General features: G+C 45.2%; 13 protein-coding genes. 2 read left to right on the top strand and 11 right to left on the bottom strand.

All coding sequences use genetic code 11. From position 1 onward, the window contains the following. Window positions 1-13: 13 nt before the first annotated feature. The 6 genes from AXI57_RS06115 to gerKA all read right to left on the bottom strand — a co-directional run bounded on the left by AXI57_RS06115 (window position 14) and on the right by gerKA (window position 6,863). On the bottom strand, window positions 14-808 hold the full coding sequence (locus tag AXI57_RS06115) for an amino acid ABC transporter substrate-binding protein (RefSeq protein WP_061669564.1): 795 nt from the start codon (window positions 806-808) through the stop codon (window positions 14-16). Window positions 809-829: 21 nt separating this feature from the next. Further along, a complete protein-coding gene (locus tag AXI57_RS06110; protein ID WP_010789715.1) occupies window positions 830-1,327 on the bottom strand; it encodes a GNAT family N-acetyltransferase in 498 nt (165 codons plus the stop codon). 15 nt (window positions 1,328-1,342) lie between these two features. Further along, window positions 1,343-2,668 (bottom strand): LLM class flavin-dependent oxidoreductase, encoded by a 1,326-nt coding sequence (locus AXI57_RS06105; protein ID WP_061669563.1) that lies wholly within the window; start codon window positions 2,666-2,668, stop codon window positions 1,343-1,345. A 197-nt stretch (window positions 2,669-2,865) separates the two neighbouring features. After that, a complete protein-coding gene (locus AXI57_RS06100; RefSeq protein WP_061669562.1) occupies window positions 2,866-3,975 on the bottom strand; it encodes a GerAB/ArcD/ProY family transporter in 1,110 nt (369 codons plus the stop codon). A 25-nt stretch (window positions 3,976-4,000) separates the two neighbouring features. Then, on the bottom strand, window positions 4,001-5,224 hold the full coding sequence (locus AXI57_RS06095) for a Ger(x)C family spore germination protein (protein WP_061669561.1): 1,224 nt from the start codon (window positions 5,222-5,224) through the stop codon (window positions 4,001-4,003). Then, window positions 5,214-6,863 (bottom strand): spore germination protein GerKA, encoded by a 1,650-nt coding sequence (gene gerKA / locus AXI57_RS06090; RefSeq protein ID WP_061669560.1) that lies wholly within the window; start codon window positions 6,861-6,863, stop codon window positions 5,214-5,216. Before gerKA ends, AXI57_RS06095 begins: the two co-directional genes overlap by 11 nt. A 124-nt stretch (window positions 6,864-6,987) precedes the next feature. Between gerKA and AXI57_RS06085 the strand changes: the two genes are divergently transcribed. Beyond that, window positions 6,988-7,209: a YczF family membrane protein gene (locus AXI57_RS06085; RefSeq protein WP_004430231.1), complete on the top strand. Its 222-nt coding sequence runs from the start codon at window positions 6,988-6,990 to the stop codon at window positions 7,207-7,209. A 19-nt stretch (window positions 7,210-7,228) separates the two neighbouring features. Here the strand turns inward: AXI57_RS06085 and AXI57_RS06080 are convergent, their stop codons facing one another. Then, window positions 7,229-8,977 carry a right-handed parallel beta-helix repeat-containing protein gene (locus AXI57_RS06080; RefSeq protein WP_061669559.1) on the bottom strand — a complete coding sequence of 583 codons (1,749 nt, stop codon included), beginning with the start codon at window positions 8,975-8,977 and terminating at the stop codon, window positions 7,229-7,231. 284 nt (window positions 8,978-9,261) lie between these two features. Between AXI57_RS06080 and AXI57_RS06075 the strand changes: the two genes are divergently transcribed. Next, window positions 9,262-10,740, top strand: a complete 1,479-nt coding sequence (locus AXI57_RS06075; RefSeq protein WP_061669558.1) for a peptide MFS transporter — start codon at window positions 9,262-9,264, stop codon at window positions 10,738-10,740. Window positions 10,741-10,783: 43 nt separating this feature from the next. Here the strand turns inward: AXI57_RS06075 and AXI57_RS06070 are convergent, their stop codons facing one another. From AXI57_RS06070 to bsdC, 4 genes are all read right to left on the bottom strand, one after another. Next, window positions 10,784-11,623 (bottom strand): alpha/beta fold hydrolase, encoded by an 840-nt coding sequence (locus AXI57_RS06070; RefSeq protein ID WP_061669682.1) that lies wholly within the window; start codon window positions 11,621-11,623, stop codon window positions 10,784-10,786. A gap of 92 nt (window positions 11,624-11,715) precedes the next feature. Next, a complete protein-coding gene (locus AXI57_RS06065; RefSeq protein WP_061669557.1) occupies window positions 11,716-12,171 on the bottom strand; it encodes a pyridoxamine 5'-phosphate oxidase family protein in 456 nt (151 codons plus the stop codon). Window positions 12,172-12,174: 3 nt separating this feature from the next. After that, entirely contained in the window at window positions 12,175-12,402 is a 228-nt protein-coding gene (gene bsdD / locus AXI57_RS06060) for a phenolic acid decarboxylase subunit BsdD (protein ID WP_010789725.1), read from the bottom strand. An 18-nt stretch (window positions 12,403-12,420) separates the two neighbouring features. Next, window positions 12,421-13,842 carry a phenolic acid decarboxylase BsdC gene (bsdC, locus tag AXI57_RS06055; RefSeq protein WP_061669556.1) on the bottom strand — a complete coding sequence of 474 codons (1,422 nt, stop codon included), beginning with the start codon at window positions 13,840-13,842 and terminating at the stop codon, window positions 12,421-12,423. Between the last annotated feature and the right edge of the window lie 2 nt (window positions 13,843-13,844).

Raw genomic sequence — 13,844 nt, 5'->3', positions numbered from 1 at the left:
TCACCGCCGTTTCTTATTGCTTCTTTTCTGTTGTGATATCTTCTTTAAAATATTTTTCTGAAAGCTTTTTAAGCGTTCCGTCTTTACGGAGTTCATCCAATGCTTTATTTACTTTTTTGCGGATCTTATCGTGCGCGTCATCCTTTGCGAACGGGAATGCGACTTGTTCGTAGACAATCGGGTCTCCGGCAAGCTTCAGAGGCAGGCCTGTTTTCTTTATTTGCGCGAGAAGCACACTCCGGCTGTTGACGTAAGCGTCCACACGTCCGTAAGCTACGTCTTTCAGCGTACCTTCTTGTGTTTCGTATGTTTTGATATTGATTTTTTTATCAGGATCTTTGCTTTCAAGGTTTTTCGCATGGTTCGAACCGAGAACGGCCGCAACTGTCTTTCCTTTTAAGTCGTCTACTGACTTAATATCTTTGTTATCATCTTTTACGACAATCTGTGTCCCCGCGTAGGAATACGGTTCTGTAAAGTTGTACACTTCCTTGCGTTCGTCTGTTACGGCAACCTGGTTTGAAATCGTGTCAAGCTTACCTGTTTGAAGCTCTCCCATCAGCCCGCTGAATTCAAGCAGTTTCCAGTCAAGTTTCATATCGAGTTTTTTTGCTACGGCTTCCATGACTTCCACATCAAAACCCGTCAGCTTGCCGTCTTCTTTATAGGCGAACGGATAGCTTTGGCCGGTCGCGCCGACATGAAGCACCTTGTCATCCTTATTATCACTGCTGTTTCCGTTACCGCATGCTGACAATACAGCTAATAGCGCAGCAACGAACAGCAAAGTCCATTTTTTCATTTTCATGTTATTTCCCGCCTTTTTGTTTTATATATCAGTCCGCAGTTCTTTTTTCATATAAATCGTGATGTGTCCTTTGCCGAGATCTCGTTCCCCGGCGCGGACGTAGCCTTTTCTTTCATACATGTCAATCAGCCAGGGATGTTTATCAGCTGTTCCGAGCGATACGAACGGAACCTTTAAGGTATCGCGCAGCACGGTCTGCTCGACCCATTGCAAAAGCTCTGACCCTACGCCTTTTTTGCCGATATCCGGATCTACCGCAAACCACCAGATGTGAGGCACTCCGTACGGTCCCGGCTGCTGTCCCCATGGCATCCGCAAGGAAATCGTAGCGATAATCCGTCCATCTTCTTCCATTACATAACATGCGTTTTTCCGGATATTGTTCAATACAAGCTCCAGGTCTGCATGTGCGGCGGCAAAGTTGATGCCAAGCTTACGAACCGGTTCATAGGCCCGCCATGTCAGAGCGAGAAGTTCTTCGGCATCACTGTCTTTCGCCAGCCGGTATTGTCCCTGCATCGCACGTTCCTCCTTTTATTTTGTATAACGGTTAACCGGTTTTTCCAAACCGAAATGTTCTCTTAATGTCGTACCTTCGTATTCTTTTCTGAACACGCCGCGTTCCTGCAAGATCGGAATCACCTTGTCCACGAATAGTTCGATCCCTTCCGGAAGCAGCGGCGGCATGATATTGAAGCCGTCACAGGCCTGTTTTTCGACCCATTCCTCCATCTTATCTGCAAGCTGCTCCGGCGTGCCGACAAAGATGTGGTGGCCTCGGGAACCTGCCACGTATTTGTAAAGCTCTCGAATGGTCATGTTATCGCGCTTGGCCATCTCCTGAACAAGTTTGAAACGGCTTTTCACCGCATTTGAAGCTTCTGCGTCCAATTCAGGCAGAGGCCCGTCAAGCGGATACGCGGACAAGTCGATGCCTCCTAAATAATTCTGAAGGATTTGCAAACCGACTGACGGAATGATTAAATCCTGAAGCTCTTGGTATTTCGCCTGCGCTTCTTCTTCTGTATCGGCAATGATCGGAAAAATCCCCGGCATGATCGCGATTTTTTCAGGGTCACGTCCGAATTCAGCAGCCTGTTCTTTAATAGATGTATAAAATTCTTGAGCGGATTCCAAATGGTTTTGCGCCGTGAAAATCACTTCCGCCGTCTTAGCGGCCAGCGCTTTTCCATCTCCTGATGAGCCTGCCTGAATAATAACCGGCTGGCCCTGCGGCGTTCTCGCGATGTTTAAAGGCCCGCGAACTGAGAAATACTCTCCTTTATGATTAAGCTCGTGCATTTTTTCCTTCTTGAAAAACTCTCCCGATTCCTTATTTCGAATGAAGGCATCCTCTTCCCATGAATCCCACAGCCCTTTTACCACATCAACAAATTCCTCGGCCCGCTGATAACGGAGATGGTGTTCAAGGTGCTGTTCCCCGCTGAAGTTCAGCGCTGTTGATTCAATAGATGAGGTCACAACGTTCCAGCCGGCCCGCCCGTTCGACAGATGATCTAAAGAGGCGAACTGTCTCGCAATATGAAACGGTTCACTGTATGTCGTGGAAGCCGTAGCTGCAAGTCCGATCTTGGAAGTAACCTGTGCCAGTGCAGAGAGCAGCGTAAAAGGCTCGAACCTTGTTAAGACATTCGGATGCGACTTGCTGTCTATTGATAAGCTATCGGCCAAAAACAGCATATCCAGCTTGCCCCGCTCCGCTGTTTTTGCAAGTTCTTTAAAGTAATCCAAATTCATGCTTGCGTCCGCAGGAGCCTTCGGATGTCTCCAAGATGATACATGATGCCCCGTACCCGCAAGGAAAACCCCCAATTTGATTTCACGTTTTTTGCTTGCCATGGTGTGTTTTCTCCTTTTATCTATTTTTTGGTCAAGCTGAAATATTCCGACAGCTTAAACCCACATTTCCTAGGTTTTTAATATGAATAAATCAAAATGTACAATTGTCTCGCAAGTTTGTCAATTAGTTGAGCTGAATTATTTTTCTTTTTCAGCACAAAAAACCCCGAATGGCAGCCGGGATCAACTGTTTCTTGTTAATGGGGTTTCTTTTTTCCTTTTATCCGTCTTTTCAAGAATGCGATAAGCAGGAGCACAACGGGGAAAATGACTTGAAACGGCAAATGGACGGTGATCGGAACAATTTTCAGCCCTTCGCTCATATGCTCTGAAAAACTGCTTGCGATTGTAATGGATAAAATTAAAATGCCAAGACCGACCGGATAGGCCAATTGAGATGGGTTCTTTTCTTTAAACAAGGTTGAAATCCCCATAACGACAGCATACAGGTAAAGGCTTACCTTGAAAAAACCTCCGATTACAAGCGCCAGCATAAAAAAGACATCCAGACGATCTAAGAACTCTTCGATTTTAATCGTCTGAATGGTGGTAAGAAGCGGAAATTGAGAACGCAGGGTGAGATTCACATCCAGCACACTCATCGTAATCGCAATGGACAAAGCTAAAATCAGCCCGCTGATCCCTATTGCCCAAAGCCCTGTCTTTTTTGCATGTCTCTGGTTATTTAAATAAGGAAGTATCATGACAAATACGATTATTTCACCAAACGGAACATACAGGGTCTGCGTGAAAACGGAATGAATGACAGGCGAAATCCCATCCGCCAGAATGGGCTTCAAATTGGTAAGATCAATCATGCCGGAGCAGATAATCAGGAGCAATCCGACCGCCCCTAATAAATACATCACACCAAAAAGAAGCTCTCCGGCTCTGGCGATTACCTCAATCCCTTTTCTGACTGCGTATATACTGACGACTATTAACAAAGCATTAACCACCACAATCGGCGTATCGGGATATGCAAACGTCAGCAGCATCTCACCAAAGTCCCGGAGCACGCGTGCCGCGATATAAGCAAAATATAAAATATACAGCAGGGAAATAAGCCAGCTTATCTTGGTTCCTAAAAGCTCGTTCATATACTCTTTCGGCGAGTAATCCGGATAATATTGGTAAATAGCCTGATACACATAGTAAAGGAGCAGACCGACGGCACTTCCAAGCAGAACTGCAATCCAGGCATCCCGCCCAGCCGTCGTTCCCGGCGGAATTAATAATGAGCTGCCCAATTCAAAAATCAAAATCATGACAAATAACTGTCTTCCTGTGATTCGGGCCTTCTCCATCGATCAAAAGCTCCTTTCTTCACGTTTAATCATGATCAAGCTTATCTTGAAGAGGATTGTTCCTCAAACCAGTTCTTCTGATAAATGTTTCCACTTTGATATCAACCGGCAGATTGGGCAGATATTCAGCTTCCCATTTTGGCTCTATTTTTTTCCATACTTTTGGGTAGTTTCTAAAGATCGGATCACCGAATCCGACAATATCCACTTTGTTCTTTTTAATACTCTGGACGGTTCCGGCAATGTCCTTTTTTAACTGTTTGCTGAGAACGCGTTCTAGCTGCTCCAGTACTTTAGGATCTGATAAATGAAATGGATATTTGACTGCGTCTACTGTCCCTTCCACAATGATATGGACGTGAATGTGCGGCTGGCCATTTTGAAGAGAAGCGGACACTTTTGTTTTTTGACGGCTCACTTGAAGGCTTATTGCATTTTCAACCTGTTTCCAATCGGCGTTGATATACGTATGTTTGATTCGGTTCAGCAGCCACATGACTCCGATACCGTTCTTATCCTCAATCCAATATTGTAAGCGGCCGTCGTGTTTAAATACGGCCAGGCCGTCTGCCTGAAGAACGGCTTTCGATTCTGTTGACTGCGTATTCTCCAAGCTTTTTCCCTTTTCACTGTCACCCTTCATGGTAAATCCGGTTATAATGGGGGATTTGGTCGGGACAACAAGGCATTTTATGATATCCTGTATGTTTGTTTTTATATTTTTTCCATATTGGGATTCTGTAAAATCCAATGTTTTGTTCACTTTATTGGACGGGATTTTATCAATCGGCGTGAGGACCTTAATGATATTTTCAGCTTTTGTTTTATGAGCAATCACGACAGTTGCCGTTGTCCTGAACTCTGTATCGCGTTCCAAATTATCAAATACATCATTAAGTCCGTCTTCTCTTGCCAGCTTTTCACTGATGACCACGAGATTTGTGTGAGAGTAATACAGCCGTCTTGATATCTTTACAGATGCTCTTCTCATCGCTTCCGTCAGATTATCACCGGCTACGGAATAAACGGATACAGGCGGTCTGTCTCCCGCCCCGCCGCCTTGAAGCCCTCCAGCTACATTGCCCGGATTAATGATTTGAAAGTGGAGCACGTATTTGCCGTTATTTTTCTTATCAATCCCAATCGCTGATATGAGGGCAAGGTCTGTCAGTTCCCGTTTATCCCAGCACCCCGGCAAGAATACAATACTAACAACCATCAATACGGCTAAAACCCGCTTACGAATCATCACGTCCACCATCTTTCAGATCTTTGTTGACCATTCCCCGGGAAGAATCCGGCTGAGGGCGCTGATGTTCGGCTTCCCGATCCTTATTTTTTCCGCCGATGAGCGCCGGCCTTTTTTTATCCGCCCACCACGGCACCCTTACGAATGTATCTTTTAACCCTTGAAAAGAAAACGGGGCGAGAGGCGACATATAAGGAACACCGAAGGAACGCAGGCTGCACAGATGGACAACCATCATAATAATGCCTAAGATCAAACCGTAAAAACCAAACGTGGCGGCTGCGATGATAAAGGTAAAGCGGATCAGACGCGCTGAAATGGCCATGGCGAATGCCGGTGTGGCAAAACTCGCAATCGCGGTAATCGCCACAACGATTACCATGGCGGGTGATACGATTCCCGCCTGAACCGCAGCCTGTCCAATGACAAGCGCTCCGACGATCGAAACGGCGGAGCCCACAACCCGCGGCAGACGGACACCCGCCTCTCTTAGAATTTCAAAGGCGACTTCCATCGTAAGCGCTTCAATCACGGCCGGAAACGGCACAACCTCCCGCTGCGCCGCAATTACAATCAAAAGCTGGGTCGGAATCATTTCTTGATGAAATGTGGTAGCCGCTACATATATCGCCGGCGCAACCAGTGAAATGAAAAAGATTAATATCCTCAAAAGCCTGATGCTTGTGGCAATATCAAAGCGCGAATAATAATCTTCAACCGATTGAAAAAATTGTATAAAGACTGCCGGCGCAATGAGCACAAACGGCGTTCCGTCCACGATAATCGCAAATCTGCCTTCTAATAAATTCCCCGCTACAATATCAGGCCGCTCTGTATGATAGATGGTCGGAAACGTGGTATATGTTTCATCCTCAATGAGCTGTTCAATGTATCCTGATTCTAAAATGCTGTCGATATCAATTTTTTTCAGGCGCTGCTTCACTTCTTTTATTGTCTTGTCTTCGCAGATGCCGTTAATGTACATCAAGGCGATTTCTGTATGTGTAACGGTGCCGATCTTCATTTTCTCCACCCAGACATTCGGGTTTTTAATATATCTGCGGATCATGGAAACATTCGTTTGGATGGATTCCGTAAAGCCTTGACGAGGTCCCCGAAACGACACTTGAGTACCCGGCTCTTCGATAGAACGCCGCTCTCCCCCCTCCGTACTTGCGATAAGCGCGCGGTCGGCTCCTTCTGCGAAAATCAATGTATTTCCCAGCATTAACGCTGTTAAAAGCCCGTCCCACGTTTGTTCAGGCTTGACGCTCCCGAGCGCTACCGTTTGTTTGAGCACCTGCTCGATCGTGTCATCTTTTTGAAGAGATTTGTTGCTGATTAAGGCTTCAATTAAGGATTCATTCACTGACTGATTATCAACTAATCCGGCTATATAAATGACGGCAATATGCACGCTTCCCTTTTCTCCGATTTCGAGTTCCCGGATCACCACGTCAGAACTGCCGCCCGTTTTTTCTGTGATATCTGCAAGGTTTTCTGAAAGAGCAGAATGGATATGTTTTGAGCTGTCTTTCCGGTCTTGTTGATCTGCCTTGTCTTTCGCCTCAGACAGGTTCTTTTCGGGTTCTTCTTGATCGGTATTTTTCTTTTGCTTTCGTTTAAAAAATCGCGGCATGTCGTAAAATACCTTTCCTTCACATTTTTTCGTATTTTTCCTGCACATCTGAAAAAATATACATATGAAGCATCTGAATAACCTTACGTAAAGAATTAAAATAAGAAACGGAGCGTGATCTCATTTGAAGATTTTCGCAGTAACGGCATTTTTAATCGGTTTGATGCTCGTGATATCGGTTTTAATGGATATGGTGCAGGGATTAAGCCTGATGGCAGCGATCCAAAATAATTTGAACACCATCAAAATGACAACCTTTGCGGAGTGGGTTACATCTTTCATTTTTTTCTTAGTCCTGCTGAAAGAAGCGATTTCGTTACGAAAACTGAAAAAAAACAACCCCTGATCTGGGGCGTTTTTTATGCTTATACGACAATATTGCCTATTGAAATATCCGTACTGTGTCTGACGATGGTTCCTTTGATGATTCGGTTAGCGATGATGCGTGAATTTGTGGATGTGTTCGTTTGGATGGCAGAGGCCGTGTTTGCTGACAGGTTGTGGATGGTATTGCCGGAGATCGTTGAGCCTGAAGAACTGTTCAAATATATAGCAATTGGTGTACCTGCTGTTCTGTTTACAGTGATCGTATTATCCATTATGTCATGGGTGCCGGAGTTGATATAAATGGTCACGAGCAGGGGGGATTGCTCAAAGTGGTTGCCGATGATCGATGTTTTTGCGTTTGTGGCGCAGTAAATCGGATAGTTTTTAAAACTGCGGAATGTGTTGTTCTTGATAATAGCTGAGGCATTGTTCGTAATGGATACGGCGTAGGATTCCATAAAGCCTTCAAAAGCATTTGGAACAAGCGTATTTCCTTCAATAACCGGGCTGCCTTGGGTAACCCAAATTCCTCTGCTGAACAATTTCAGGACGTTCTGCTTAACCGTTATATCACCGTCGGATATGTTGATGCCGTCAATGACTTGGGTAATGCTGTTATTGGCAAATATCGTATCGTCCGACAACGTTGCTCTGAAACCTGTGCTTCGCCTTGTCTGGGATATTCCGTTTTCAATTATGTTTCCCTCGATTAACACGTTCGAAGCCTGATAGACGGATATTCCCGTATTATCGAAGTTTTTGATTTTGTTATTGGCTGCAAGGACGCTTTTGCCTCTGATATCAATTCCAGTGGAGAATCCAGTGATGAGATTGCTTTCAATAACCGCATCGCTTCCGTCTTTCCCTTGTGATACACCCAGTCCTGCAATTCCGGCACTCTGTATAATTCCGTTCTCAGACTTAATAATATTTCCTAAAATGAGAGTCTCTGTTCCGTAGCCGTAGCTGATTGTATTGTCGGCTTGATTCCCCTCTATAATGACGCCATAGCCGTTAAAATTGCATACTGAACAGGAAACGTTCCCATAAAAAAAGTTGTTGCGGATTGTAATATTCAGCGCTTCCTCATAATCTAAATCTCCTTCGCCATACCCCTCAATATCAATTCCGAATTTCGGCGCTATGCCATTTCCTTTTCCCGCATCCTCAATGATACAGTCTTGCACAGTGACTGTTTCACCTCCTGTAATCGAAATGTTATTTCGCCGTGACCGTCTGATTTCACAGCCCTGAATTATAACATTTTCTGACGTGGTGTAATCAGGATTTGTCTTTAACCCTCGCGGACTGACGATAATCCCGTCTCCTGTAAAATCTGAAATGCTGACATTGTCGACCAGAATGTTCAAGCTGCCCTCTATACATATACCGAAGCCCCATTCATGGGTCTGTCTGAGGCCTGCGTTTTTATACGTATGCTCATCCCGATCTCCGATAATTTGTCCGCCGGAAATAGTTATATTTTTTTTTCTGCCTACATAAAATGCAGAATACCCCCACGAATCATTCGGTATCACTTTTATCACACACTCTGGGTCCATTAAGATGGTCAAGTCATCAGGAACTTGTATACCCGCGTTTCGGAAGGCCTGATCCGAATCTCCTCCAAGGGTTCCGTCAATCATATACGTGCCTTTTGGAAACCAGACAGTATGATATCCCTTTTCAGAAGCCGCGGTTAGACATTGATTAATCATTTCGGTCGAGTCTGTCTTACCGTCTCCTGAAACGCCATAGTCTGTCACATCCAATACAAATTCAGCCATGATGAAAGCATCCCCCTCTATCTCGTTTATTCATTTCATTTTATGTCGCATGTCCATATCCGCTTGGACATGTATCTAAAATTTTATTTAAATATTTTCTCAATATATCTTTGTAAGATTATTTAACAAAAGAGTCTTAAGAAATAGGAAAAACCCACTACTAATCTATGATTTTATTTTTCGATAATGGAACTTTTTGAAATGAGTATAATTCATATTGACACGCGTATTATATAAGAATATTATTTTTATAATACACTTCTTTCAGAAAGGGTTTGGCTGACATGGCTTCGATTGATAACGAAAGTATCATTAAAAGCGTCCCGCAAAAAGGGTTCTTTGGTCACCCGCGAGGACTATTCACTCTGTTTTTCACAGAATTTTGGGAGCGTTTCTCCTACTATGGCATGAGAGCGATCCTGCTTTACTACTTGTATACAGAGACAGTAAACGGCGGTCTCGGCTTCGACAAAGGCACAGCGGTTGCCATTATGTCGATTTATGGATCTCTTGTATACATGTCAGGCATCATCGGCGGCTGGCTCGCTGACCGGTTATTCGGTACGGCAAACACTGTGTTTTACGGCGGGATTTTAATTATGTTCGGACACATTGTACTAGCCTTTCCAGGAAGTGCGACAGCGTTCTTTATCAGCATGGCGCTTATCATTATTGGGACGGGTTTATTAAAACCGAACGTTTCCAGCGTCGTCGGCGATCTCTATACAAAAGAAGACCCGCGCCGCGATTCAGGTTTTAGTATCTTTGTTATGGGAATCAACCTTGGTGCTTTAATCGCGCCGCTAATTGTCGGAACACTCGGACAAGAATATAGTTATCATCTCGGCTTCGGAACTGCCGCAGTCGGAATGCTGCTCGGACTCATCGTATTTGCGTTAACCAGAAAGAAAAATCTTGGGCTTGCAGGCTCAAATGTGCCAAATCCCCTTTCTAAAAAAGCAGCGCTTGGCACCGGAATCGGCCTCATCATTGTGATTATTGCAGCTATCATTGCGATTCAAACGGGAATATTAAATATCGAACGATTCATTAACCTTGTCAGTATCCTCGGTATTCTCATTCCAATTGCCTACTTTATAGTGATGTTTACAAGCAAAAAAGCGACAAAAACAGAAAAATCACGGCTTGCCGCGTATATTCCTCTGTTTATCGCAGCTATGATGTTCTGGGCGATTCAAGAACAAGGAGCGACCATTCTTGCGTTATACGCCGATGAGCGCACAAAACTGTCATTAGGCGGATTAGAGCTTCACTCATCATGGTTCCAATCATTAAATCCATTATTCGTGGTGATTTTCGCCCCAATTTACGCATGGCTTTGGATGAAGCTTGGTAAACGCCAGCCTTCCACACCTGTTAAATTCGCGATTGGGATTATTTTAGCCGGATTATCATTTGTCATCATGATCTTCCCTGCAATGCAAGGAAAAGATGCACTCGTCAGCCCGCTTTGGCTGGTTCTCAGCTTCCTGCTTGTGGTGCTTGGCGAGATGTGCGTGTCTCCTGTCGGCTTATCGGTTACAACGAAACTTGCGCCGGCTGCTTTCTCAGCGCAGACCATGAGCTTGTGGTTTCTGACAAATGCTTCAGCCCAAGCGATCAATGCAAAAGTTTCAGTATTTTTCGGAAAAGTATCAGATTCAGCTTATTTCGGTACAATTGGTTTGGTCTCTATTATTCTCGGCGGCATCCTGCTGCTGCTCTCGCCGGTCATTAAACGGGCGATGAAAGGTGTTTTATAGAATAGAAACAGCCCGCAGATCAGCTCTGCGGGCGTTTTTTATTTTATATCCAATCGGCCAAACTTTGCTCAAAGGCTTGCGGTTCTTCCAGCATAGGGTTATGCCCGCTCTTTTCAAAAACAACCTTCTTCACATGCGGATACGAGTCATCAACGGCATCCCATAAAGACACAGGGGCAACTACATAATCAAATCTCCCTAAGCCGATAAAAACCGGCACCTGAACATCGGCTAACATTTGAATAAGATGAAGTTCTGCGAACGCTTTTCCCCATAAGTAATCCATGATCGGCATATTGACGGAAACACCATCCCATATAGCAGCCGCATCGGATCTATCGTTGTAAAAGTTCTTGGCCGCAGAGCGAATGCACATATGCACAAATCTTCTTTCCGGGTCTTTTTCAATGTCGCCCGCCAATTTAGTAATCTCTTTTTCATATCGGCTCTTTCTCTCGGGGCTGGCTGTGTTCTCGAAAAATGCCTCGCTTTTGCGTTGTCTGTTTTCACTGTTGTCAGGGGCCGTATTTAGTAATACAACCTTCCGAACATGTTCAGGATATGTTCTGGCATATTCTGCGGCCATAAAGGCGTGTCCTGAATGCCCCATAATCACAAAATCCTCAAGCTGAAGCGCTTGCCTCATTGTTTCGATATCCTTTAATACGCGATCCAGCCTTTGATCTTCCGGCTGTAATGTCCGCGTCGGCTTCGCAAACCCTCTGTGATCAATAAATATCCATTTGTATTTTTGTTTGATCTCCGCTGAAAAGAGACGCGGATAGTAAACGGCACTGCCTATCACCAGAATAGGTGTGCCTGCCCCTTCGATATCATAAGATAAATCAAAACCATCAACCCGGTATATCCCTCTGTTTCCCATCGCAATGTCCCCTTTGGCTGTAATGAGTTGCTTTTTCATTATACAATTTTCCAGACAATAAAAGCCTGACGCATAGCGTCAGGCTTTTTGCATTAACGTTTCAGTTCCTCAAGCGTTACGGCCCATCTTTTTAGCACTTCTTCCGGGTTGTGCAGCTGAATGCTGACACCGGAAGTCAAGTCTGCGTATTTCGCTATATCTTCCTTTACTGAGACGATACGGCAGGAAAACCGTTCTCTGTCGAATGCTGCGTCCGCAAGCGGCGGCAGGGGTTCACATTGCATTTTGACGTAGTGAGCGGCTCCCTTCCACCATGCGGCGAGCTGGGCTTGTCCTGTACGGATCAAGTTGCCCGCAGTCGTTGTGTTTTTCCATAGGGCGATTCGGAGACCGGTTCGGCTGGTTGCTATGATTTCTCCCGCGCTGATCATCGCGGCATGGGGCCAGCCGTCCTCCGATACAGTTTGCAGGACAAAGGCCTCGTGCTGTTTTTCTTTTAAGCGGTTCCCGTCCAGAAGCTCAAAGAGGCGGTCTGACATACTGCTCATATGTCAGGCCTTTCTTTCCGGAACAGCCGGCACTTCAACAGCTGTTTCTGTTTCCTTCGGATCGATCTTAAATGATGGATTGTATTTTTTCGGGTTTGTAATGCTTTCCGGTTCACATGATCTCCATGTGAAGAAACACGTTTGACATTGGTAGACTTCCCAAGCGCCTTCTACAGGCGATTTGCTCATGATTTCTCCCTTTTTTGAATCACATCGAGGACATGTATGCATGTCAGATCATCCTTTCTCTTATTTATTCATCAAGTCCATTAGTTTTTGTTCCCATTCTTTTGTTGTTAAAGGAGAGTCAAGCGGCTGTGAATAATGGCCTCTTGTTTCCGGCGCAACAGGCGTTGTGGCATCGAGAATCATTTTATGAGTAATGCCGGATGGGTCTGATCCCGGATCAAGCGGCAGCACGGATAAATCAGGAATGGTTACGGCATCATGCTTCGGATGCATCTTTGTTGAAAGCGCCCACATGACTTGCGGGAGGTTGAACGGATCAACATCTTCATCCACGACGATCACCATCTTACAGTAGCCGAGTCCGTGCGGTGTAGTCAGGGCTCTCATTCCGACAGCTTTTGCAAATCCTCCGTAACGGGTTTTTGCAGATACAATGGCGATTAAGCCATGTGTGTACATTGCGTTCACAGCGACAATTTCACTCGGATATGCTTCTTTCAGCTGCTGATAAAGCGGCACGCATGTATTAATGCCGATCATGTAATCGCACTCTGTCCAAGGCATGCCGAGATATAAATGTTCAAATACCGGATGATTTCTATGAGATACGCGTTTGATTTTGATAATCGGCATGCTGCGTCCGCCTGAATAATGGCCGGTAAATTCGCCGAACGGTCCTTCATATTCCCGTTCTCCGGCAATGATTTCTCCTTCAAGCACGACTTCTGCGCCCCAAGGAATATCAAGGTCAGACAGGTTTGATTTGACGATTCTATACGGTTCGCCTTGGATCGCTCCCGCCATTTCGTATTCTGATTGGTCATATAGGAGCGGAGTTGACGCCGCGGTCGTAATGACAGGCTCACAGCCAAGCGCGATAGTGACCGGAAGATTGACGCCGCGTTCTTCTGCTTGGCGAAGATGAATCGCGATGTCATGCTGCGGAACTGGCTGAATGCCGAGGCGGTCTTTCCCTTTTACCTGCATCCGGTAAATTCCGACGTTCTGCTTGCCGAAATTGTCAGGGTCATCCAGATCACGGGAAATGACACACGCTTTATCTAAATAATAGCCGCCGTCACCCTGGTTAATTCTGAAAAGAGGCAATAGATCGAACAGGTTGATGTCCTCTGTGATTTCATTTTCATGAAATGGTGCAGTTTCTTCGCGTTTGACCGGCATCGGAAACTGTTCATATCGCTTCGCAAATTCAAAAAACTGCTCTTTCACCGGTGTATCTTTCGGCAAGCCAAGCATCATCGCGTGGTTCGGCCAAGAACCGATGACATTCATCGCGATTTGTGCATTGTTGTAGCCGTAAATATTGTTAAATAAAAGAGCCGGGCTTTTATCGCCGAGGTTGTTGGCTGCGCGGGCTGCGGCTCCTAAATCCGGCTCCGGCTTCACCTCTTCATCCACTTTTAATAGCTGTCCCTCTTTTTCCAGGGCAGCGAGAAATTCTCTGAAATCTTGATAAGCCATGA

This window comes from Bacillus atrophaeus (assembly GCF_001584335.1).
GTDB lineage: Bacteria > Bacillota > Bacilli > Bacillales > Bacillaceae > Bacillus > Bacillus atrophaeus.
The sequence above is the reverse complement of the archived record's forward strand: the minus strand, read 5'-3'. Positions and strand labels throughout refer to the sequence as shown.